At 56.4% G+C, this 20,442-nt stretch carries 21 protein-coding genes; 13 read left to right on the top strand and 8 right to left on the bottom strand.

The genetic code is table 11. From position 1 onward, the window contains the following. Positions 1–24: 24 nt before the first annotated feature. Positions 25–636, bottom strand: coding sequence for a methylthioribulose 1-phosphate dehydratase (locus ACG1VR_RS15070; protein ID WP_216376897.1), 612 nt, complete (start codon positions 634–636; stop codon positions 25–27). A 190-nt stretch (positions 637–826) separates the two neighbouring features. On the opposite strand from ACG1VR_RS15070, the gene folE2 reads away from it, so the two are divergent. Genes folE2 through ACG1VR_RS15045 form a run of 5 tightly spaced genes read left to right on the top strand, consistent with a single transcriptional unit; the run spans position 827 to position 5,078 of the window. Continuing rightward, positions 827–1,756: a GTP cyclohydrolase FolE2 gene (gene folE2 / locus ACG1VR_RS15065; RefSeq protein WP_395489199.1), complete on the top strand. Its 930-nt coding sequence runs from the start codon at positions 827–829 to the stop codon at positions 1,754–1,756. Further along, positions 1,746–2,306, top strand: a complete 561-nt coding sequence (locus ACG1VR_RS15060) for a transferase (protein WP_016535755.1) — start codon at positions 1,746–1,748, stop codon at positions 2,304–2,306. The genes folE2 and ACG1VR_RS15060 overlap by 11 nt, the downstream gene beginning before the upstream one ends. Before the next feature lie 3 nt (positions 2,307–2,309). Continuing rightward, a complete protein-coding gene (locus tag ACG1VR_RS15055) occupies positions 2,310–3,107 on the top strand; it encodes an ABC transporter ATP-binding protein (protein WP_016535756.1) in 798 nt (265 codons plus the stop codon). A gap of 19 nt (positions 3,108–3,126) precedes the next feature. Further along, positions 3,127–4,080: an ABC transporter substrate-binding protein gene (locus ACG1VR_RS15050; protein ID WP_016535757.1), complete on the top strand. Its 954-nt coding sequence runs from the start codon at positions 3,127–3,129 to the stop codon at positions 4,078–4,080. Further along, entirely contained in the window at positions 4,080–5,078 is a 999-nt protein-coding gene (locus tag ACG1VR_RS15045) for a FecCD family ABC transporter permease (protein WP_395489198.1), read from the top strand. Before ACG1VR_RS15050 ends, ACG1VR_RS15045 begins: the two co-directional genes overlap by 1 nt. A 32-nt stretch (positions 5,079–5,110) precedes the next feature. On the opposite strand, the gene ACG1VR_RS15040 is transcribed toward ACG1VR_RS15045, so the two are convergent. From ACG1VR_RS15040 to ACG1VR_RS15030, 3 genes are all read right to left on the bottom strand, one after another. After that, the gene (locus ACG1VR_RS15040) at positions 5,111–5,902 is read right to left on the bottom strand and encodes an SDR family NAD(P)-dependent oxidoreductase (RefSeq protein ID WP_395489197.1); all 792 of its coding nucleotides are present in this window, start codon (positions 5,900–5,902) and stop codon (positions 5,111–5,113) included. Positions 5,903–6,077: 175 nt separating this feature from the next. Continuing rightward, positions 6,078–6,518, bottom strand: a complete 441-nt coding sequence (locus tag ACG1VR_RS15035; protein ID WP_172567880.1) for a helix-turn-helix domain-containing protein — start codon at positions 6,516–6,518, stop codon at positions 6,078–6,080. A gap of 69 nt (positions 6,519–6,587) precedes the next feature. Beyond that, positions 6,588–7,490: a LysR family transcriptional regulator gene (locus tag ACG1VR_RS15030; RefSeq protein WP_395489196.1), complete on the bottom strand. Its 903-nt coding sequence runs from the start codon at positions 7,488–7,490 to the stop codon at positions 6,588–6,590. A gap of 73 nt (positions 7,491–7,563) precedes the next feature. On the opposite strand from ACG1VR_RS15030, the gene ACG1VR_RS15025 reads away from it, so the two are divergent. Together ACG1VR_RS15025 and agp are read left to right on the top strand one after the other, a co-directional pair. Continuing rightward, positions 7,564–8,448 (top strand): HARLDQ motif MBL-fold protein, encoded by an 885-nt coding sequence (locus ACG1VR_RS15025; protein WP_172567878.1) that lies wholly within the window; start codon positions 7,564–7,566, stop codon positions 8,446–8,448. A gap of 92 nt (positions 8,449–8,540) precedes the next feature. Next, positions 8,541–9,785 carry a bifunctional glucose-1-phosphatase/inositol phosphatase gene (gene agp, locus ACG1VR_RS15020; RefSeq protein WP_395489195.1) on the top strand — a complete coding sequence of 415 codons (1,245 nt, stop codon included), beginning with the start codon at positions 8,541–8,543 and terminating at the stop codon, positions 9,783–9,785. A gap of 40 nt (positions 9,786–9,825) precedes the next feature. Here the strand turns inward: agp and ACG1VR_RS15015 are convergent, their stop codons facing one another. After that, the gene (locus tag ACG1VR_RS15015) at positions 9,826–10,053 is read right to left on the bottom strand and encodes a YccJ family protein (protein ID WP_395489194.1); all 228 of its coding nucleotides are present in this window, start codon (positions 10,051–10,053) and stop codon (positions 9,826–9,828) included. Positions 10,054–10,068: 15 nt separating this feature from the next. Then, entirely contained in the window at positions 10,069–10,665 is a 597-nt protein-coding gene (gene wrbA, locus ACG1VR_RS15010; protein ID WP_395489193.1) for an NAD(P)H:quinone oxidoreductase, read from the bottom strand. A 248-nt stretch (positions 10,666–10,913) separates the two neighbouring features. On the opposite strand from wrbA, the gene ACG1VR_RS15005 reads away from it, so the two are divergent. The 5 genes from ACG1VR_RS15005 to rutR all read left to right on the top strand — a co-directional run bounded on the left by ACG1VR_RS15005 (position 10,914) and on the right by rutR (position 13,964). After that, on the top strand, positions 10,914–11,072 hold the full coding sequence (locus ACG1VR_RS15005; RefSeq protein WP_172567876.1) for a hypothetical protein: 159 nt from the start codon (positions 10,914–10,916) through the stop codon (positions 11,070–11,072). A gap of 26 nt (positions 11,073–11,098) precedes the next feature. Beyond that, complete coding sequence (locus ACG1VR_RS15000) at positions 11,099–11,671, top strand: N-acetyltransferase (protein ID WP_395489192.1); 573 nt, start codon at positions 11,099–11,101, stop codon at positions 11,669–11,671. Between the two features lie 341 nt (positions 11,672–12,012). Beyond that, positions 12,013–12,189 carry a general stress protein gene (locus ACG1VR_RS14995; RefSeq protein WP_016535769.1) on the top strand — a complete coding sequence of 59 codons (177 nt, stop codon included), beginning with the start codon at positions 12,013–12,015 and terminating at the stop codon, positions 12,187–12,189. Between the two features lie 156 nt (positions 12,190–12,345). Then, positions 12,346–13,281, top strand: a complete 936-nt coding sequence (locus tag ACG1VR_RS14990; RefSeq protein ID WP_395489191.1) for a DMT family transporter — start codon at positions 12,346–12,348, stop codon at positions 13,279–13,281. A gap of 38 nt (positions 13,282–13,319) precedes the next feature. Further along, a complete protein-coding gene (rutR, locus tag ACG1VR_RS14985) occupies positions 13,320–13,964 on the top strand; it encodes an HTH-type transcriptional regulator RutR (RefSeq protein WP_016535771.1) in 645 nt (214 codons plus the stop codon). A gap of 6 nt (positions 13,965–13,970) precedes the next feature. Here rutR and ACG1VR_RS14980 read toward each other — a convergent pair whose 3' ends face one another. Together ACG1VR_RS14980 and putA are read right to left on the bottom strand one after the other, a co-directional pair. Then, the gene (locus ACG1VR_RS14980; RefSeq protein WP_395489190.1) at positions 13,971–14,363 is read right to left on the bottom strand and encodes a lysozyme inhibitor LprI family protein; all 393 of its coding nucleotides are present in this window, start codon (positions 14,361–14,363) and stop codon (positions 13,971–13,973) included. 61 nt (positions 14,364–14,424) lie between these two features. Then, positions 14,425–18,387, bottom strand: a complete 3,963-nt coding sequence (gene putA / locus ACG1VR_RS14975; RefSeq protein WP_395489189.1) for a trifunctional transcriptional regulator/proline dehydrogenase/L-glutamate gamma-semialdehyde dehydrogenase — start codon at positions 18,385–18,387, stop codon at positions 14,425–14,427. 430 nt (positions 18,388–18,817) lie between these two features. Between putA and putP the strand changes: the two genes are divergently transcribed. Further along, positions 18,818–20,326, top strand: a complete 1,509-nt coding sequence (putP, locus tag ACG1VR_RS14970) for a sodium/proline symporter PutP (protein WP_395489188.1) — start codon at positions 18,818–18,820, stop codon at positions 20,324–20,326. Positions 20,327–20,442 lie beyond the last annotated feature (116 nt).

Here is a 20,442-nt window from a genome sequence, read left to right as displayed (position 1 = left end):
AGCCGGAGTCAGAAAGACTAAAAATTAATCGCGCTGGTAAAGGCGGCGCTGCATTTCGCACTCAAACAGGAACTCGAGGCCTTCCAGCTGGCGGCGGGCTTCATTCACGTCTTTGCCCCAGCAGGTGAGGCCGTGGCCGCGCAGCAGGAAGCCGTAGTTCAGCGGGTTGTGCTGAGCATATTGCTCGATGCGTTTGGCTAACGCATCGATATCCTGATCGTTGTCGAAGATGGCGATAGGCACGGTGTCGAGGTGCGATTGCTGCCCGGTAAGGGTCTTTTGCATTTCGTAGCCGCTGATGTTCAGGGTGGCGCTTTTTTCAATACGCGACAGCACGGTAGCGTTGACGGTGTGAACGTGGAGCACCACGTTTGCTTCCGGGAACAGGCGATAAACCAAAGTATGAAGCCCGGTTTCCGCCGAAGGTTTGCGGCCTGAAGGCGCCTGGTTTGTGGCAATATCAACCTGCAGGAAGTCTTCACCGGTCAGGCTGCCTTTATCGCGCCCGGACTCGCTTAACCAGCACCACTGCGCGTCCTGACGCACCGACATATTGCCGCCGGTAGCCGGTGCCCAGCCTTTGGCGCCGATCCAATGACAGGTGGTGACTAACTGCCCGAGCCTTTCTTGCCACATACAGGTGTTCCTTATTCTTGTAATTTGTCTGTCTAGCCGTCTAAATGGCCGTTTACATGATGCTATCATTGTGTGAACAGACGGGCAACACTTCCCGCATCGTGAAACGACAGAAAAATCGCCATTTTGCATTGATGATATTTGTTATGTTATAACGTAACAAATCAATCTAAAGGTGACTCTTTCTGCTATGACCGTAACGCCCGCGCTTTGCCCAAAAACACTCCCTGATATTCAGTCGCTGAAAGGAGAGCATAGCGACGCCACCCTTTCGTGGGTTGGCATGGAGCAAATAGATCTCCCGGTCGAAATTGCGGGGAGGCCGCTGACGGCGAAAGTGAGCGCGGGGATTAATCTTCTCAGCTCCCCGGAGGCGGAGAAAGGCATTCATATGTCGCGACTTTACCTGCTGCTGGACGCGCTGACCCAGCAGGAGGTGACGCCTGCCTCGCTGCGTAATTTGCTCGGCGAATTTCTTGTCTCGCACCAGCGTTGCAGCAATATGGCCTCGATAACGCTGTCCGGCGATCTGCTGCTGTCGCGTAAATCTCTCACCTCAAACCGCTTCGGCTGGAAGGCCTATCCCGTTCAGGTACAGGCCGAGCGCGGCTCTGATTTCACCGTCACCGTGCGGGTGGGCATTCCTTATTCATCTACCTGCCCGGCCTCGGCGGCGCTGAGCCGCAATCTGGCGCAACAGCAGTTCCAGCTCGACTTTGGCGAGCGTAGCGACCGCCTGTCCGTGGCGGAAGTTGAAGCCTGGCTTGGCGAGCGTGGCATGCCCGGTACGCCCCACAGCCAGAGAAGTTGGGCATGGGTGAGTTGCCGCCTGAAGCCTGATGCCCGGATATTGCCGTTTATTGATGTGATTGATTGCTGCGAAACGGCCTTAGCGACCGCGGTGCAGACGGTAGTCAAACGCGCCGATGAGCAGGCGTTTGCCCTGGCTAACGGGCAGAACCTGATGTTTTGCGAAGACGCGGCCCGCCGCCTGAATCAGGCGCTGCTGGGGAGCGCCTTTTGCTCCGCTTTCGAAGTTCGCGTCGAGCACCAGGAAAGCCTTCATGCCCACAATGCCGTGGCCCGTATTAACTGGACAGGAAATCACTATGCTGCGTAAAAACCCCTCCGGCCACCTCCCGCAGGTTTCGACTAAAGCCTATATCGACCCGACGGCGGTTATCTGTGGCCGGGTGATTATTCATGATTATGTTTATGTCGGCCCGTATGCGGTTATCCGCGCCGACGAGCTGAATGCCGAAGGCGACATGGACCCGATTATCATCCACTCGCATTCCAATATTCAGGACGGCGTGGTTATCCACTCTAAAAGCGGCGCGCCGGTGACCATCGGCAGCGGGACTTCTATTGCGCACCGGGCGATTGTTCACGGCCCTTGCAGGGTTGATGAGCGCGTGTTTATCGGCTTTAACAGCGTGTTGTTCAACTGCCATATCAAAACAGGCTGCGTTATTCGCTATAACGCGGTGGTGGACGGCGTAACGCTGCCCGAGCAAACCTATATCCCTTCTACCGAGCGCGTGGGGCCTGACTCCGAACTTGAAAAATACGCCCGCGTTGACCCGGCTTCGCTGCAATTTTCGGAAGAGGTTGCCAGTACCAACGTCAGGCTGGTGGAAGGCTACCAGCTGCTGCGCAACGAGTTTTGAATAATGACAGGGAATAAGCAGAGCGGCTTGCCGGAACTTGAGGTCACGCTGCGCTCAATTACGCGCCCGCACGGAGGCCGCTGGCCGGTAGCGATAGATTTTCAGCTGCTTAAAGGAGAGTGCCTCACGGTCATTGGCCCCAACGGCAGCGGGAAAACGTCGCTGCTGCGCGCGCTGAGCCACGAGCTTAAAGCCGAAGGGGAGATAACCTTAGCCGGGCAGCAGCTTGCTTCCCTGCATCCGCTGCTGCGGGCAAAACTTATTGCCGTGATGTCGCAAAACGATGTCCCGGACCTGCGCCTGTCGATTGAGGATTATGTGGCCCTGGGGCGGCTGCCATTCGTGCGCGACATGGCCGAGCCAGCTCACCGCTGCATTGTTTGCGGCGCTATGAAGGAGGCAGGCGTGCTGGGCATGCGCCATAAATCTCTTGCCTGCCTGTCCGGCGGTGAACGGCAGCGCGCGATTCTCGCCCGTACTTTAGCCCAGACCTCACGCTTGCTGCTGCTTGATGAGCCGACCAACCATCTCGATCTCGCCGGGCGGGAAGAGCTGCTGTCGCTGGTTAAAGCCCGTGGAACGACCGTTATTGCGGTGCTGCACGATCTTAATCTTATTGAAGGGTTTGCCGACAAGGTGCTGATTTTGTCGGCGGGCCAGCAGCTTGCTTTTAACGCCCCGGATTCTGCGCTGCGAACCGAGGCTATTCGCCCGGTCTTCGGGCTTGAGAGCTTTACGGTTGCCCATCCAGACAGGCATGGAAAGCGGGTGCGTTTTTTTGAAACTTCACGCCAACACTAACTTTTCAGGGATTATTCACATGCTAAAAACTACCGCAGGCCTGGTGTTCGCCTTTGCATCTGCCACGGCCTTCGCCTCTGGTTTTCCCGTCACTGTCTCCAGCTGCGGTAAGCCCGTGGTATTCACCCAGGCGCCCAAAAGGGCGGTGATTAACGATCTGAATATGTCGGAGATGGCTTTTGCCCTCCATCTACAGCCGCAGATTGTTGGCCTTACCGGCATCTCCGGCTGGTACAAAATGACCCCGGAATTCAGGCAGCAAATGGGGGCGATTCCCGAGCTGGCGCCCAAATACCCGGCGCTGGAAACGCTGCTTGCCGCCGAGCCGGACTTCTTCTTTGCGGGCTGGAATTACGGCATGAAAGTCGGCGGGGACGTTACGCCCGATAGCCTGGCAAAATATGGCATCAAAACGTTTGTGCTCAGCGAAAGCTGCGCCATCTCCGGCGAGAGCAAAAAGAAAGCCAGCATGGAGCTGCTTTATAACGATGAGCTAACGCTCGGCAAAATATTCGGCAAGCAGGAGGCCGCGCAGCAGCTGGTGGATGGCTGGAAACGGCGGCTGGCCGCGCTCCCTCATGCCCCGGGCGGCAGCCGGGCGAAAGTCTTTGTTTATGACTCCGGGGAAGATAAGCCGTTCACCAGCGGCAAATATGCCATGCCGCAGGCGATAATCGAGGCGGCGGGCGGCCAGAACGCGATGGCCGCCCTGGATACCAGCTGGGGCACGACATCATGGGAAAATGTGGCGGCGACGGAGCCGGATTTTATTATCCTGCTGGATTATCAGACCGGCGGCGGCGCGGATTCGCTGCGCCAGTTCCTTGAGCGCCATCCGCTGATGAAGCTGACTCCGGCGGTAAAAAATCACCGCTATTTGAAGCTGCAATATTCAGAGCTAACGCCCGGCCCGGCGAACATCGGCGCGGTAGAAAAACTGGCTCACGCGCTGTATGCGCCAGGCGCTAACTGATGGCGGTAGCATCGCGCTACTGGACGATCGTTTGCCTGGCCGCGCTGCTGATTCTGCTGTTTTCCGCGCTGAGCCTGACGGAGGGCACGGTTCGGCTTACGCCGCATCAGGTTGTTGCCGCACTTCATCCCGGTTCGAGCGATATTGCGCCGATGATCCGCAGCATCGTCATGGATATCAGGCTGCCGAGAACGCTGCTTGCGCTGATCGCCGGGGCCGGGCTTGCGGTAGTGGGGGCGCTGCTGCAAACGGCGTCGCGCAACGAACTGGCTGACCCGTTCCTGTTCGGTCTCTCTTCGGGCGCGTCTGCCGGTGCGGTGCTGGTATTTACCCGTTTTGACGACTTTTTTGGCGCATGGACGTTGCCGGTCGCCGCCTTCTGCGGCGGTCTGCTCTCTTCCATAGCGGTGCTTTCGCTATTTCAATTTAAGCGGGAGCGCGGGGCGGAAACGCTGATTATCTGCGGGCTGGCGATCTCCTTTTTGTTCGGGGCGTTGACCAGTTATCTGGTGTTCGCCGGTGACCAGCGCACGGCAAGCTCGATACTGTTCTGGTCGCTGGGCGGGCTGGGCCTGGCGCGCTGGGATAATCTGGGCTTTGCCGCCGCGAGCCTGGGGCTGTTGCTGGCTTTTTGCTTACTGAGGTGGCGCGAGCTGGACGGGCTGCTGGCCGGAGACCGAACGGCGTTTTCTCTCGGCATCAATGTTAACCGCCTGCGTACCGAAATTTTTCTCTGCTGCGCTTTTTCAACTTCTCTTCTGGTGGCGCTCACCGGAGTTATCGGTTTTGTCGGGCTGATGGTGCCGCATCTTTGCCGCCATTTTTCCGCGATTAAACACGCAAAACTCTTGCCGCTTTGCGGGCTGGTGGGAGCGGGTTTGCTGTGCGGCGGAGATATACTCAGCCGGGTGCTGGTTGCGCCCCAGGAGTTGCCGATCGGCATTATTACCGCGGGTATTGGCGGCTTTTTTATCGTGGCGATGGTCGCCCGGCGCTAAAAGCGGATGCCGTACAGCATCCGCCTTGAGTTTTAAGCCGTATAGCGTGGAGCCGGAACGCCGGTGCGAGAAGCATCGAATATCGCCAGGCGAGCTTTTTCGTATGCCTCCCAGAGCTTTTCATCGTGCAGCGGCGGCATGGTAATGTTCTCGCCGTTATCCAGCCCAACCAGCGAGGCGTCTACCATCTCTTCGGTGTTCATCACGGAGCCTTCTGGCAGAGCGGTCACCGGGACGCCGGAAAGCTCCCAGATTTCCGTGGCCGTAGCCGCAGGCAGCACGGCCTGAATACGGATATTGGACCCCACAACCTCTTCCTGAAGCCCGCGAGTAAAGTTGAGAACATAGCCTTTGGTGCCGCTATAAACGGCGCTTCCGGCGCGAGCGTGCAGGGAAAGCACCGAGGCAATGTTAATCAGCGTGCCGCTGTTTTCGGCCTGGAATTTTGCCAGCGCCACCAGGCTGAGGCGGGTTAGCGAGGTAATATTCAGCGTAATATCCGCCTGATGCAGCTCTGCGCTCCCTTCGGTAAAGGGGGCCAGATGGGCGGTTCCGGCGTTATTGATCAGCACGCTGATGCGCTGGTTATCACGCAGTGCCTGCTCAACGGCGACGATCCCTTCTTCGTTTGTCAGGTCTGCTTTTAGCGTGGTGACGTGAATGCCGTAGCGCGCCTCCAGCTTCTCCGCCAGTTCGAGCAGGCGATCTTCACGCCGGGCAACCAGCAGCAGGTCGTAACCCCTGGCGGCAAAGCGATCCGCATAAACAGCACCGATACCGGAAGACGCGCCGGTGATAACCGCGACAGAGTGGGCGTTAGCCATAAAGCACCTCGTAGAATGTTGTATTGGGTTGATTGGTTTAATAATGAAACCATGTTCAGAATCTAGATATATTGGTTCTATAATGCAACCAATTTGGTGGGTATTTTTTGCTTATCTCGGGCGAATACGGCGGTAGAAAAACGAAGCGCCTGAATTATCAGGCGCATAGAGAATATTAGCGGGTCTGAATGGTGATGTCTTCGGCGGCCAGTTCGCGGCCATCTTCGGCCTGCAAAGTGAGTTTGCGGATAGGGCGGCGATGCTGTTTATCGACCAGCACGGTGCAGATTTCGTTTCGATCAAACAGGTTTTTCCCGCCCCACTGGGAAAGCGCGGCAAGCACGGTTTGCAACTCGCGCCCTTTGTCCGTCAAAACATATTCATTCCATGCGCTGCCGTCGGAGGCGGGGCGAACTTCGAGAATGCCGCTCTCTACCAGCTGCTTAAGGCGCTGGGTCAGCATGTTTTTGGCGATCCCGAGGCTTTTTTGAAATTCGCCAAACCGCGCCATGCCGTTTAGCGCATCGCGCACTATCAGCAATGACCACCAGTCGCCGATGACGTCCAGCGTGCGGGCAACCGAGCAGGCGCTGTCTTCGAGGCTTTTGCGTTTCATCTCTTCTCCCGGTGAAGTCGTATGGTTCTATTATAAAACTTTTTCGCCGAAAAGATGAGCGCCAATTTGCTAGCGATAATGGGCCGTCAGCGCCTGTTTTAGCGCGGCTATCAGCCGACGCTTCCATTCCACCGTGGAGGTGCGATATTGCAAAAACAGGCTGCCTTCGGCCTTGTCGCCGGACAGCGGCAAAGTAGAGAGATGCTGTTTGTCGCTCAGGGTTTCAAACCACGGCGCGGGAACAATCGCCATCAGCGGCGCGCTGCGCAGCGCCGGAGCCAACTGACCGTAATCGCTACAGGTAAAAGCCAGGCGTCGGGCAAGCCCGGCTCGCGCCTGCTGGCGATCCAGCTCGTTGCTGGCCTGCGGCCACGGGTGGCAGTAAAAATGACTGAACTGCCCCAACTCCTCAAACGTTAGCGCTGTGCGTCCTTTGAGCTTGCCGTGTAGCGGCGGGCCATAAACGGCAATCAGGCGCGTGCTGCCAACCCGTTCATAATGCAGAGCGCTTACTCTTTTTTGGTGATCGCCAATCGCGATCAGTAAATCTATTTTCCCTTCCAGCAGTTCGTCACGCCAGGCGCGCCGTTCAAAGGGCAGGCATTCAATGATTGCCCCAACCTGGTGTCCTTTGCGCGCCAGCTCCGGCGTGAGAAGCACGTTGAGCGCCGGGGGCAGCACTACGCGAAAGCGCCGCTCCTCGCCATTTTCTTCGCCAAACAGTTCTTCGTTGAGGGAGATAAAAAGCGGAATAAGGCGGTCTTTAATCGCCAGCGCAAAAGGCGTGGGAACCTGTGAATTGCCTTCCCGACGGAATAGAGGATCGCCGAGGGATTCGCGCAGGCGGGCGAGGGCATGGCTTACCGCCGACGGGCTAAGCGCCAGCTTCTGCGCAGTACGGCTGGTGGAGCCGGTGGTGAGCATCACGTACAGCACTTTGAGCAGATTCATATCTAATTGCAGAATGTTCACAAGGTCGCATCTCAATTGCACAGTATTAAATTACCGGAGATTATACTGCGGCTCCTGACAAAAAGGAGAAACCATGAAGCGTTCCACCCTGCTATTTGCCTGCCTGATATCCGCAATTTCCCTCGACGGTTATGCTGCTCTTGATCCGGCTCAGCCGCTTTGTGCCGCGCCGCCGTACGCCTTATTTGAAACGTGGGCTAAACCAGTGAAGCCGTTTCGTATGGCAGAAAACGTCTGGTACGTTGGGACAGAAAACCTCTCTTCAATCCTTATCACTACGCCAAAGGGACATATTCTGGTGGATGGGGCTCTAGACGCCAGCGCCGGGGGGATTAAGCGTAATATCGCCGAACTTGGTTTTGATATCCGCGACGTTCGCTTCATTCTTAACAGTCATGCTCGTCTTGACCAGGCCGGAGGCATCGCCAGGCTGAAAGCGTGGAGCGGGGCGCAGGTCATTGCCAGCGTGGCGAATGCAAAACAGCTGGCGCTTGGCGGTAAAGAGGATTTTGCCCTTGGCGACGCGCTGCCTTTCCCTGCGGTAACAGTGGATAAAACGGTGGTCGATGGCGAAACGCTCTCGCTGGGCGGCGTCACGTTCAAAGCTCTGTTAACCCCCGGACATTTGCCGGGGAGCACTTCATGGCTGTTTACCCTGCCGGAGGGTAAAAAGCTGATTTACGCCGATAGCCTGGCAACGCCGGATTATTATCTGGTGAACAACAAAAACTACCCGACGCTGGTAAGCGATATCCGGGGGAGTTTTGCCACACTTGCCGCGCAGCAGGTGGATATTTTTGTCGCTAATAAAGGGGAGCGCTTTGCTCTCGCCGCTAAGCAGGCCAAACTTGCCGCCGGAGATAGCAATGCATTTATCGACCGGACTGGTTTACAACGCTATGTGGATCAATCTCGCCAGCGCTTTGAATTACAGCTGAAACAACAAACGGAACAATAGGACTTTTTGCGATCCGGCAGGCAGGAGGTGCGTCATTTTTCTGTCACAATATATTCTTTACAATTCGTTAATAACTCCCTGAGGAATAAGTAATGAAGAAGAAAATTGTCGCCTCATTGCTTGCCATCGCCTGTATTGCCCCGGGCGTGGCAAAAGCGGAAGCCGCGCCGGAAGGTTACCAATTGCAGCAGGTGCTGCTGATGAGCCGCCATAACCTGCGCGCCCCACTGGCCAACAACGGCAGCGTGCTGGAGCAGTCTACGGCTCAGTCCTGGCCGGAGTGGGACGTACCGGGCGGGCAGCTCACCACCAAAGGCGGCGTGCTGGAAGTCTATATGGGCCACTACGTGCGCGAATGGCTGGCGGACCAGAAGCTGGTGACCAGCGGCGAATGCCCGGCGCCGGAAAGCGTTTATGCCTATGCCAACAGCCTGCAACGTACCGTTGCGACAGCCCAATTCTTTATTACCGGCGCCTTCCCGGGCTGCGACGTACCGGTGCACCATCAGGAAAAAATGGGCACCATGGACCCGGTGTTTAACCCGGTCATCACCAATGCATCGCCTGAATTTAAAGAGAAGGCGGTGCGGGCGATGGAAAAACAGCGCACCGAATACAAGCTGACCGACAGTTATAAACTGCTGGAGCAGATTGTTAGCTTCAAAGACTCGCCGACCTGCAAAGAAAAACAGCAGTGCGATTTAACCGGGCCGAAAGATCAATTCAGCGCCAATGCGACTCAGGAGCCGGGCGTCAACGGCCCGCTGAAAACCGGGAATGCGCTGGTGGATGCTTTCACGCTGCAATACTACGAAGGTTTCCCGATGGACCAGGTGGCCTGGGGGAAAATCAAAACCGCCGAGCAGTGGCGCGTGCTTTCCGAATTGAAAAACGGCTACCAGGACACGTTGTTTACCTCGCCGGAAGTGGCGCGTAACGTGGCTGCGCCGCTGGTGAAATACATTCAGAACGCGCTGACGAGTAAAGAAGCGTCCACCGGGCCGAAAGTGACGCTGATGGTCGGCCATGACTCGAATATCGCCTCTCTGTTAACCGCTTTGCAGTTTAAGCCTTATCAGTTGCCGGGGCAGTATGAGCGCACGCCAATCGGCGGCAACATTATGTTCCAGCGCTGGCACGACAAGAACAACAACCGCGACCTGCTGAAAGTGGAATACGTTTACCAGAGCGCAGAGCAGCTGCGTAACGGCGAGGTATTAACTCTCCAGCATCCGCCAAAACGCGTCACTTTGCAGCTGGAAGGCTGCCCGACCGATGCGAACGGTTACTGCTCGTGGGATAAATTTAGCGAAGTGCTTAGCCAGGCTGTGAAGTAAGCCTGAAATCTGCCCCCGGAGCCGGGGGCAGAACGCGCGGTCAAACGTTTTTACGCTCTATGGTTTGCTCTCCCCAGAACAGGGAGTCCTTATCCGTTTTGGCAAAGGCAAGCGGCAGTACCTCGTCGCTTCCTTCTTCCCAGATTTTTTCAGCCAGCTTTTCATCATATTTCGCCAGCTCAAAAATGGCTTCTGCAATCTCCGGTGAAGTATTGCGTAAGCTTGCCCACTCGCCTACGTGATGCGCTTTCGCTTGTGTCGATGCCATGCGAACCTCCAGAACTTAACCTTTGAGTTTTACCGCCAGGCCTGCCACGTATTCACCCTGATAGCGGGCGATGGCCAGCTCTTCCTGGCTTGGCTGACGTGAACCGTCGGCACCGGCAATGGTTGTCGCGCCGTAGGGCGTGCCACCGTGAACCTGAGAGATATCAAACAGCTCCTGCGCGGCGTAGCCGATAGGCACAATCACCATTCCGTGATGAGCAAGGGTAGTCCATGTTGACGAGATTGTGTGTTCCTGGCCGCCGCCGGTTCCGGTAGAACTGAAAACGCTGGCAAGTTTGCCGTAAAGCGCGCCGGAGGCCCAAAGCCCGCCGGTTTGATCGAGGAAGGTTCGCATTTGCCCGGCCATATTGCCAAAGCGGGTAGGGGTGCCGAAGATAATTGCATCGTAGTCGGCAAGCTCTTGCGGGGTAGCGACCGGCGCGGTGTGGGTTTTACCGCCTGCTTTAGCAAAGGCCTCGGGTGCCATGGTTTCGGGGACTCGCTTTACCGTTACTTCGGCGCGATCGATTTTTTGCGCACCTTCCGCCACGGCTTTGGCCATGGTTTCGATGTGTCCATACATTGAATAATAAAGCACCAGAACTTTAGCCATCTTGCTTCACTCCTCAGTTGAACTGCAGTTTTTGTCTGCGTTCCTTTAAAGATATGACCTGTGGCCGAGAGTGCAAACCGGACTAGCTTTTCCATGATATATCACAAGCGGCGGTGATTATTATTTTGACTCAGGAGGGGCTACCTATCGTTTTAGCACTGAATCGGTTGACGTATTTGCCAGTGACCGCTTAAAATTGCACCAAATTTCAGCAGCTGATTTCATACAGGCAAACCGGGGAGGTAGGGATGGCAATTACCAGCAGTATGTTTGGCCGTACTATCCTGACGGGTAAAGACGCCGAACAAATGCTCAGGCAAATGAGCAATTCTAAACCCAATGAAAATGCGAAGCGTTCGTTACAGGAGGCTCGCGCCTTACGTGAAAAAATGTCTAAACCTGGATAATTTCACCTAATTAGAGTGTTAGCGACATGGATGATGCGGCACGGGCTGACCTTAAAATCTTACCTTTAAATCAATTTCATCATCACAAAAATTTCAAGAGCGGTGGTGAGCAGTTCCAGCCTCTAAAGACTTTCCTCCAACAAGATGCTCTCCTGTTTCAGGATGCATGTATCGCTCAGAGCTACGTGGTTATTGATGATAATGCACGCATTGATAAGACAAAAAATAAGTATTTTTTTCCTTATAGAGTATTGGGTTACATCACTCTGACCTGTAGCCAGGTTAACTTGAAGGATTATCACCTCGGGGATTGCGCGCGAGCTGAAAGATATGAGTATCTCCCTGCGGTAAAGATTGCCCGTTTGGCGGTAGATGCGAGAAGCCGGGGATTGGGCATTGGCGCTATGCTTTTTGGTTTTGCCTTATCAATGTCGTTAGATGATATCCGTCCGCTGGTTGGTTGCAGGTTTCTAATTACGGATTCCAAAAGGAATGCTATGGACTTCTATAACCGACAAGGAATGGAATTACTTGATACAGAGGAAAACCATTCGGCAAAGCATCCCATCATGTTTGTAGATCTGCACACGCTGCTGTAATTAACTTATAAAGTTCAAATCGTTATACCGCCCTGCAAACCTGACTGGCTTTTCCTTGATATATCACAAGCGGGAGCAGCATGGCTGCCCTGTAGCATCAGCTCACATTTTTTAGCCTGTTTTTTAATCAGGGATAAGAGGGCCTTATGGCCGCAAAGCGGAGAGCCGGTCGGTTTTCGCCGACGCGATGTTTCCAAATGTTGCTGATGGCCGGGCAGGAGGCTGAGCTGCACTAGACTTAGTTCCACGCGGTGACAATAACGGCCAGTCCGTTTTGCCGCGCGGTGAAAGAATCCTCTTTTATCGAATGCAAAATGATGTCCTATATCCGGAGGTTAGAAATGGCAAACCATCGTGGTGGTTCAGGTAATTTCGCTGAAAACCGTGAAAGAGCATCAGAAGCAGGTCGTAAAGGTGGCCAGCACAGCGGCGGTAATTTCAAAAACGATCCGCAGCGCGCCTCAGAAGCTGGCCAGAAAGGGGGCAAAAACAGCCACGGCAGCAGCAAAAGCAAGTAGCCGCAGCTTCTCCAGATGCATGATGGATCAATCCTCATGCTGAATTTGCCCTGACCGCCGGTTTTCCGGCGGTTTTTTTGTTTCCCCGTTGCAACAAAATGTGACTGGCCGCAGTATAGAGCCTCAACTCTTACTCTGATGTTCCCGGTCCCGTTCATGTCTGCGCCATTAAGCCGTTATAAATTTTCCGTTAAGCCGCAAGAAGCCCTGCTGATCCTGATAACCATGTTCTGGGGCGGGACGTTCCTTGCCGTTCAGTACGCCATGACGATGAGCGATCCGTTCTTCTTTGTCGGCCTGCGTTTCGCTACTGCCGCCGCTGCGCTGGGGCTGCTGTCGTTAAAATCGCTACGTGGCTTAACCTGGCTGGAGATTAAAGCGGGGGTGATGATTGGCGTCGCCATCGCCATCGGTTATAGCATGCAGACCTGGGGGTTACAGACCATTCCCAGCAGTAAATCGGCCTTTATTACCGCGATGTATGTACCGGTGGTTCCGCTATTACAGTGGCTCTGCCTTGGCCGTATGCCGGGGCTGATGTCGTGGATTGGCGTGGTTCTGGCGTTTATCGGACTTATTTTTCTTGCCGGGCCGGAAGGTACCAGCCTGGCGCTGGGTGCCGGGGAAATCATCACGCTTATCGGCGCGGTTGCTATTGCCGCAGAAATCATTCTGATTAGCGCCTGGGCGGGCAAGGTGGATATTAAACGGGTGACCGTGGTTCAGCTGGCTACCGCTTCGCTGGTCTCTTTTGCCGCAATGGTTCCGGCGGGGGAGAGCGTGCCGACGTTCTCGCCGGGGCTGGTGATTATTGCTCTGGGACTGGGTATTTTCAGCGCCATTATTCAGGTCACGATGAACTGGGCGCAGCGCAGCGTTTCGCCAACCCGGGCGACCGTAATTTATACCGGCGAGCCGGTTTGGGCCGGCATCTTCGGGCGTATTGCGGGTGAGCGCCTGCCGGTACTGGCGCTGGTGGGGGCGGCGCTTATCGTGCTTGGCGTACTGGTGAGCGAGCTGAAGCTGAAGCGTAAGAAAGCGGCAGTTAAGCCCCAGGGCTGGAAGGAAGATACCGGAGACGAGAGCGCCTGAGCTATAATTCATGCCAGCGACTAACAAGGAGAGCTTGCATGGCTGAAGCCGCCGTTGATATCAAATCCCCCGGCCGCCGTTCGAAAGCGGTGGCCGCCAAAAAACAGGCCATCCTTGCCGCCGGGCTGGAGTTCTTTTCCCAGTTTGGTATTCACGGCACCAGCCTCGAGCAGGTTGCCGAGCGGGCCGAAGTTTCAAAAACCAACCTGCTTTATTACTATCCTTCCAAAGAGGCGCTCTACATTGCGGTGCTGAAGCAGATTCTGGATATCTGGCTTGCGCCGCTGCGTGCTTTCCGCGAGGACTTGCAGCCGCTGGTGGCCATTGGGGAGTATATCCGCCTCAAGCTTGAGGTATCACGAGATTACCCTCAGGCGTCAAAGCTGTTTTGCCTGGAGATGTTGCAGGGCGCGCCGCTGCTCAAAGGCGAGCTAACCGGCGACCTGAAGGCGCTGGTGGATGAGAAGTCGGCGATTATTGCTGGCTGGGTGGCAAGCGGCAAACTTGCTGCTGTCGATCCTCATCATCTTATCTTTATGCTGTGGGCGACCACACAGCACTACGCGGATTTTGCCAGCCAGGTTGAGGCCGTTACCGGCAGCACGCTACAGGATGAGGCGTTCTTCCGCCGCACGGTGGAGAACGTGCAGCGGATGATTATTGAAGGTATTCGCGTGCGTTAATCGCGCTTATTTTGGCGCTAAAACGCAGCTGACATCGCCCTCTTCGCATTCCAGCGTGCCCTTGAGCAACTCGGTGCGTTCGAGGGTTTTATCCGCCAGGCAGTTGGCGCGAACCATCGGGTAAACCGACCCCTGTTCTGCCCCTGAGCTCATAAAATCGCAGTCCGCATCGCGGAAGGCAATCCACGCATTTTGCGCTTTTTTAAGCTGCACTTTCTGCTTGTCCGTCGCCCTGGACATCACTTCTTTGTAAGTCTTATTCAGCAGGTCGTCCTGCTTTTTATACTCGGCGGCATAACACTGGTTCATATCCACCTGGGTGGTGGCTGAGTCACAGCCGTCCGCCAGCGCCGCGCCGCTGAGCAGCAGCCCGGCAACAAGTAAACACACGCGTTTCATTCTGGTGTCCTCATTAAAAAAAAGGCCCTCATGACGAGAGCCCTGGTATCCTGGCAGACTGTTAGCCGATTGTCATCAGGCTGGCGTTACCGCCCGCCGCGGCTGTGTTAACGCTCAGCGAGCGCTCTACGTACAGGCGTTCAAGCAGGATGTTGTTTTCGCCGCGGGCAAAGCCCTGAACGGAAACAATCGCGCCTTCTTTTGCCGCAACGGCTTCACACAGCTTGCGCAGCTGATCGGAGTCGCCGTGGTAAATCACCGCGTCGAATGGCTGTTTGAGCAACTCTTCCTGCTTAGCGAAGTCCACCCTCTGCTGAACCGCTTTCGGCAATTGTTTAGCCAATTCGCGGTGCAGGGCGTTATCAGGCCACAGGGCGCGGCTGCCCACGCTGGTTACCGCCGCCAGCTGAATTAAGGCATCGCGTTCATCATCCGCAATACACAGCACGCGTTCACGCGGCAGCAGGGCGTAGGTATTACGCTCGCCGGTTGGGCCAGGCAATACGCGCAGGGTGCCGCTTTGAGCCAGGTCGCCAAATCGCTGGCAAACAGACTTCAGCTCGTCACGATTTACCGCCCACTCGCCGAGCGCGTGATGGGTCGCCTGTAGCTCGTCTTTCAGCGAGGCGTCCACCGGCGTTTGGGCGTCGTGGCGGTTAAAGGTGGTTTGCAGCGCGTTTTCCGGGCGATTAGCCAGCAAACGGTAGAGGTACAGCGGGCCACCGGCTTTCGGCCCGGTGCCGGACAGGCCTTCGCCGCCAAACGGCTGAACGCCCACGACCGCGCCGACCATATTGCGGTTCACGTACATGTTGCCGACGTGGGCGGAGCCGGTCACCTGGGCGATAGTTTCATCGATACGGGTATGAACGCCGAGCGTCAGGCCATAACCGGCCGCATTGATTTGCTCAATCAGTGCGGCGAGATTATTGCGGTTGTAGCGCACAACGTGAAGCACCGGCCCGAACACCTCTTTTTTCATCTCGTCAAAGCTGTCCAGTTCGATAAGCGTCGGCGGGACGAAGGTGCCGGACTGCCATTCGCGGGCATCAACGCTGTTTTCGCGTACCGCCTGGAAGACGGTGCGGCCTTTAGTGCGCATAGCCTGGATGTGCTTCTCAATATTTTGCTGAGCTTCGGCATCGATAACCGGCCCGATATCGGTCGTCAGGCGGCCCGGGTTGCCCATGCGGCATTCAGCCATCGCGCCGCGCAGCATTTGCAGCGTGTGCTCGGCAACATCTTCCTGAACGCACAGTACACGCAGAGCTGAACAGCGCTGGCCCGCGCTGTCGAAGGCGGAGGAAACCACATCCACCACAACCTGCTCGGTCAGCGCCGAGGAATCAACGATCATCGCGTTAAGCCCGCCTGTTTCGGCGATCAGCGGCGTTGGGCGTCCCTGCGGGTCGAGACGATCCGCAATGTTGCGCTGTAGCAGCGTGGCGACTTCGGTGGAGCCGGTGAACATTACGCCGCGTACTCGGGCGTCGCCGGTCAGCTGGGCACCAACGGTTTCACCGCGGCCAGGCAGAAGTTGCAGCACTCCGGCAGGCACGCCGGCTTCCAGCAAAATAGCCACGCCCTGAGCGGCAATCAGCGGAGTCTGTTCGGCAGGTTTTGCCAGCACGCTGTTGCCTGCGGCAAGGGCGGCTGCAATCTGGCCGGTGAAAATCGCCAGCGGGAAGTTCCACGGGCTGATACAGACTACCGGCCCGAGCGGGCGGTGGGTTTCGTTATCGAAGTCGTCGCGTACCTGGCCTGCGTAGTAATGCAGGAAGTCTACCGCCTCACGAACTTCGGCAATCGCGTTGCTGAAGGTTTTACCGGCTTCACGTACCAGAATGCCGATCAGCTGCTGCATGCGACTTTCCATCATTACCGCCGCGCGCTCCAGAATGGCGGCACGCTCCTGAGGCGGAGTGGCAAACCAGATTGGCGCGTTGTTAACGGCATTATCCAGCGCCAGAGAAACCTCTTCGGCGGTGGCTTCGCGAGTGTAGCCGACAATGTCGGTTGGCTCTGCCGGGTTTTTCACCGGCGTCAGTTCGCCTTCGGCAACCGGCGCTTCCAGTACCGGCGCGGCCTGCCATTTCTGAGTCGCGCTGTTCAGCAGGGCGGAGGAGAGGGAGGCCAGGCGGTGTTCGTTAGCGAGATCCAGGCCGCTGGAGTTGGTGCGTTCCGTGCCGTAAAGGGTTTTTGGCAGCGTAATTTTCGGGTGCGGCAGGCCCGGCTGGCCCTCTTTGGCGGCCATAGCTTCAACGGCGCTAACCGGGTCAGCTACCAGCTCGTCCAGCGGCAGGGTTGCGTCCGCTATACGGTTAACAAACGAGGTATTAGCGCCGTTTTCCAGCAGGCGGCGAACCAGGTAAGCAAGCAGCGTTTCGTGGGTGCCTACCGGAGCATAAATGCGGCAAGGACGGTTGAGTTTGCCGTCGGCCACTTTGCCCACCACCTGCTCATACAGCGGTTCGCCCATGCCGTGCAGGCACTGGAACTCGTACTGGCCGGGGTAATAGTTTTGTCCGGCCAGGTTGTAAATGGCGGCCAGCGTATGGGCGTTGTGGGTCGCAAACTGAGGATAAATCAGGTTTGGCACCGCCAGCAGTTTTTTGGCGCAGGCGAGGTAGGAGATATCGGTGTAAACCTTGCGGGTGTAGACCGGGTAGCCTTCCAGACCGTCGACCTGGGCGCGTTTGATTTCGCTGTCCCAGTACGCGCCTTTCACCAGGCGGATCATCAGGCGGCGACGGCTGCGGCTGGCGAGGTCGACAAGGTAGTCGATAACGAACGGGCAGCGCTTCTGGTAAGCCTGAATAACAAAGCCGATGCCGTTCCAGCCCGCAAGTTCAGGTTCGAAGCAGAGCTTTTCCAGCAGATCGAGGGAGATCTCCAGGCGGTCGGCTTCTTCTGCGTCGATGTTGATACCCACGTCATACTGGCGTGCCAGCAGGGTCAGGGACTTCAGGCGCGGGTAGAGTTCTTCCATTACGCGGTCGTACTGCGCGCGGCTATAGCGCGGGTGCAGGGCGGAAAGCTTGATTGAAATGCCCGGGCCTTCATAAATTCCGCGGCCGTTGGAAGCTTTGCCGATAGCGTGGATAGCCTGCTGGTAAGAAACCATATAAGCCTGCGCGTCGGCGGCGGTCAGAGCCGCTTCACCCAGCATATCGTAGGAGTAGCGGAAGCCTTTCTCTTCGAGCTTGCGGGCGTTGGCCAGCGCTTCGGCGATGGTTTCGCCTGTCACAAACTGCTCGCCCATCAGGCGCATCGCCATATCCACACCCTTACGCACCAGCGGCTCGCCGCTCTTGCTGATAATGCGATTCAGGGAGCGGGAGAGGCTGGCTTCGTTGTGGGTGGAGACCAGGCGGCCGGTAAACAGCAGCCCCCATGTGGCGGCGTTAACAAACAGCGACGGGCTGCGGCCAATGTGCGAATGCCAGTTGCCGTTGCTGATTTTGTCGCGGATCAGCGCATCGCGGGTGGCCTTGTCGGGAATACGCAGCAGCGCTTCCGCCAGGCACATCAGCGCCACGCCTTCCTGAGAGGAGAGCGAGAATTCCTGAAGCAGGCTCTGCACCATGCCCGCCCGGCCAGAGGCTGTTTTCTGGTTACGCAGCTTATCGGCAAGCTGCCAGGCCAGCTTCTGGGTCTGCTCGGCAACCGCCGGAGCGAGGCGAGCCTGCTCGAGGATCATCGGCACGGCATCGGTTTCCGGGCGGCGCCATGCGGCGGTGATAGCCGCGCGGCTAACGGACTGCGGCAGGATTTGCTCGGCGAAGTCGAGGAACGGCTGAGCAACTTCTTCCGGCTGGGTCGGAGACTCTTCCGCTTCGTTTGCCGCACCTGCCAGCAGGGCAGGCAGCTCCGGGAGCTCGTCGCTGCTTTCCAGGCGCTCGAGGTAATTAAATATCGCCTGCTTAATCAGCCAGTGCGGCGTGCGGTCAATGCGCGAAGCGGCTTCTTTAATACGCTCGCGCGTTGCTTCATCCAGTTTTACGCCCATGGTGGTGGTGCCCATGCCACAGTCTCCAGGTTAAAGGTTGTTCGGGTGTTACTTAGTTAACCGGCAATATCTATTAAGTTGCAACTTTGTGCAACCGTGTTAAATCGAAGCCGTTAAGCCATTCGCAAAAACGCTGAATTGTTACATTTAAGATAAGGAAATCGTCTGACCGCAGGACAGGCGAAACGGTAAATTTCCCGACGTGCTTAACACTTTTTGAAGGTGCAACCGATAAAAATGTGAGCAAGTGCAACCTGGCGAGAAATGCTCACCTAACGAGGATGCAATCGATGTAAATGCTGTGTTAAATCGTTTGTGAAAAATAAAGGGTTCCGGCAGGATGCATTCCCCATTTTAAATCACGATAACAATACAGCGCCCCGTTCCGGCGCGAAGTGGCCTGGTCAGAGAGAGCAGGCGTAAAAATAGCTATGGAGAAGTCTGAATGACAATAAGCACACCGATGCTGGTGACCTTTCTGGTTTATATCTTTGGCATGATACTGATTGGTTTTATCGCCTGGCGCTCAACCCGAAGTTTTGATGATTACATTCTCGGCGGCCGAAGCCTCGGCAGCGTGGTGACCGCGCTGTCTGCGGGAGCTTCCGATATGAGCGGCTGGCTGCTGATGGGGTTGCCGGGCGCGATTTTTATCTCCGGCATCTCCGAAAGCTGGATAGCCATCGGGCTGACGCTGGGAGCCTGGGTTAACTGGAAGCTGGTTGCCGGGCGCTTACGCGTTCACACCGAGGTGAATAATAACGCGCTGACTCTCCCGGACTATTTTACCGGGCGTTTCGAGGATGGCAGCCGCCTGCTGCGTATTATCTCCGCCCTGGTTATCCTGCTGTTCTTCACCATCTACTGTGCTTCCGGCATTGTCGCGGGCGCCCGCCTGTTTGAAAGCACCTTTGGAATGAGCTACGAAACCGCGCTTTGGGCCGGAGCAGCGGCAACCATCATTTATACCTTCGTGGGCGGATTCCTGGCGGTAAGCTGGACCGATACCGTGCAGGCTAGTCTGATGATCTTCGCGCTGATCCTGACGCCTGTCATGGTGATAATGGCGGTTGGCGGCCTCGACGACTCTCTGATGGTTATCAAGCAAAAGAGCATCGAAAACGTCGATATGCTGAAAGGGCTGAACTTCGTCGCTATCGTGTCGTTGATGGGCTGGGGTCTGGGCTATTTTGGCCAGCCGCACATCCTGGCGCGCTTTATGGCCGCTGATTCGCATCACACCATCGTCAACGCTCGCCGCATCAGTATGACCTGGATGATCCTCTGCCTGGCGGGTGCCTGCGCGGTGGGCTTCTTCGGCATCGCCTACTTTACCAATAACCCTGAGCAGGCTGGCGCCGTGTCCCAGAACGGTGAGCGGGTGTTTATCGAGCTGGCGCAAATTCTGTTTAACCCGTGGATTGCCGGGATCCTGCTGTCTGCCATTCTGGCTGCGGTGATGTCGACCCTGAGCTGCCAGCTGCTGGTGTGCTCGAGCGCAATTACCGAAGACCTGTATAAGGCCTTCCTGCGCAAAGGCGCGAGCCAGAAAGAGCTGGTGTGGGTAGGACGCATGATGGTGCTGGTGGTTGCTCTGGTGGCAATCGTACTGGCGGCGAACCCGGAAAACCGCGTACTCGGTCTGGTGAGCTACGCCTGGGCAGGCTTCGGCGCGGCGTTCGGGCCGGTAGTGCTGTTCTCGGTAATGTGGTCGCGTATGACCCGCAACGGGGCGCTGGCCGGGATGATTATTGGCGCGGCCACGGTGCTTATCTGGAAACAGTTTGGCTGGCTGGGGCTTTACGAAATCATTCCTGGTTTTGTCTTCGCAAGCGTAGCAATTGTGGCGGTGAGCCTGCTGGGCAAAGCGCCGTCCACCTCAATGCAGAAGCGTTTTGCTGAAGCAGATGCGGTTTATCACACTCCGCCTCCGGGCAAATTACAGACCGACTAAAAACATGACTTTTTACAGGGGCCGGTTAATCCGGCCCTTTTTAGGTTGCTGACAAAGAGGAAAAAAGCGTGGTTTTTCCCTCTTTGTGGTAATCAGCCGAAAATCAATGAATTGAT

The organism is Cedecea davisae, from assembly GCF_044095835.1.
Classification (GTDB): domain Bacteria; phylum Pseudomonadota; class Gammaproteobacteria; order Enterobacterales; family Enterobacteriaceae; genus Cedecea; species Cedecea davisae.
This window is presented reverse-complemented; position numbering and strand designations above follow the sequence as displayed.

What these genes read in the sequence shown, in the direction of transcription:
- ACG1VR_RS15045 (WP_395489198.1), top strand. Translation starts at nt 4,080, where the DNA reads ATGGCGGTAGCATCGCGCTACTGGACGATCGTTTGCCTGGCCGCGCTG.
- putA (WP_395489189.1), bottom strand. Translation starts at nt 18,387, where the DNA reads ATGGGCACCACCACCATGGGCGTAAAACTGGATGAAGCAACGCGCGAG.
- agp (WP_395489195.1), top strand. Translation starts at nt 8,541, where the DNA reads ATGAAGAAGAAAATTGTCGCCTCATTGCTTGCCATCGCCTGTATTGCC.
- ACG1VR_RS15055 (WP_016535756.1), top strand. Translation starts at nt 2,310, where the DNA reads ATGACAGGGAATAAGCAGAGCGGCTTGCCGGAACTTGAGGTCACGCTG.
- putP (WP_395489188.1), top strand. Translation starts at nt 18,818, where the DNA reads ATGACAATAAGCACACCGATGCTGGTGACCTTTCTGGTTTATATCTTT.
- ACG1VR_RS15015 (WP_395489194.1), bottom strand. Translation starts at nt 10,053, where the DNA reads ATGGCATCGACACAAGCGAAAGCGCATCACGTAGGCGAGTGGGCAAGC.
- ACG1VR_RS15060 (WP_016535755.1), top strand. Translation starts at nt 1,746, where the DNA reads ATGCTGCGTAAAAACCCCTCCGGCCACCTCCCGCAGGTTTCGACTAAA.
- ACG1VR_RS15070 (WP_216376897.1), bottom strand. Translation starts at nt 636, where the DNA reads ATGTGGCAAGAAAGGCTCGGGCAGTTAGTCACCACCTGTCATTGGATC.
- ACG1VR_RS15040 (WP_395489197.1), bottom strand. Translation starts at nt 5,902, where the DNA reads ATGGCTAACGCCCACTCTGTCGCGGTTATCACCGGCGCGTCTTCCGGT.
- ACG1VR_RS15035 (WP_172567880.1), bottom strand. Translation starts at nt 6,518, where the DNA reads ATGAAACGCAAAAGCCTCGAAGACAGCGCCTGCTCGGTTGCCCGCACG.
- ACG1VR_RS15005 (WP_172567876.1), top strand. Translation starts at nt 10,914, where the DNA reads ATGGCAATTACCAGCAGTATGTTTGGCCGTACTATCCTGACGGGTAAA.
- wrbA (WP_395489193.1), bottom strand. Translation starts at nt 10,665, where the DNA reads ATGGCTAAAGTTCTGGTGCTTTATTATTCAATGTATGGACACATCGAA.
- folE2 (WP_395489199.1), top strand. Translation starts at nt 827, where the DNA reads ATGACCGTAACGCCCGCGCTTTGCCCAAAAACACTCCCTGATATTCAG.
- ACG1VR_RS14995 (WP_016535769.1), top strand. Translation starts at nt 12,013, where the DNA reads ATGGCAAACCATCGTGGTGGTTCAGGTAATTTCGCTGAAAACCGTGAA.
- rutR (WP_016535771.1), top strand. Translation starts at nt 13,320, where the DNA reads ATGGCTGAAGCCGCCGTTGATATCAAATCCCCCGGCCGCCGTTCGAAA.
- ACG1VR_RS15050 (WP_016535757.1), top strand. Translation starts at nt 3,127, where the DNA reads ATGCTAAAAACTACCGCAGGCCTGGTGTTCGCCTTTGCATCTGCCACG.
- ACG1VR_RS15000 (WP_395489192.1), top strand. Translation starts at nt 11,099, where the DNA reads ATGGATGATGCGGCACGGGCTGACCTTAAAATCTTACCTTTAAATCAA.
- ACG1VR_RS14990 (WP_395489191.1), top strand. Translation starts at nt 12,346, where the DNA reads ATGTCTGCGCCATTAAGCCGTTATAAATTTTCCGTTAAGCCGCAAGAA.
- ACG1VR_RS14980 (WP_395489190.1), bottom strand. Translation starts at nt 14,363, where the DNA reads ATGAAACGCGTGTGTTTACTTGTTGCCGGGCTGCTGCTCAGCGGCGCG.
- ACG1VR_RS15025 (WP_172567878.1), top strand. Translation starts at nt 7,564, where the DNA reads ATGAAGCGTTCCACCCTGCTATTTGCCTGCCTGATATCCGCAATTTCC.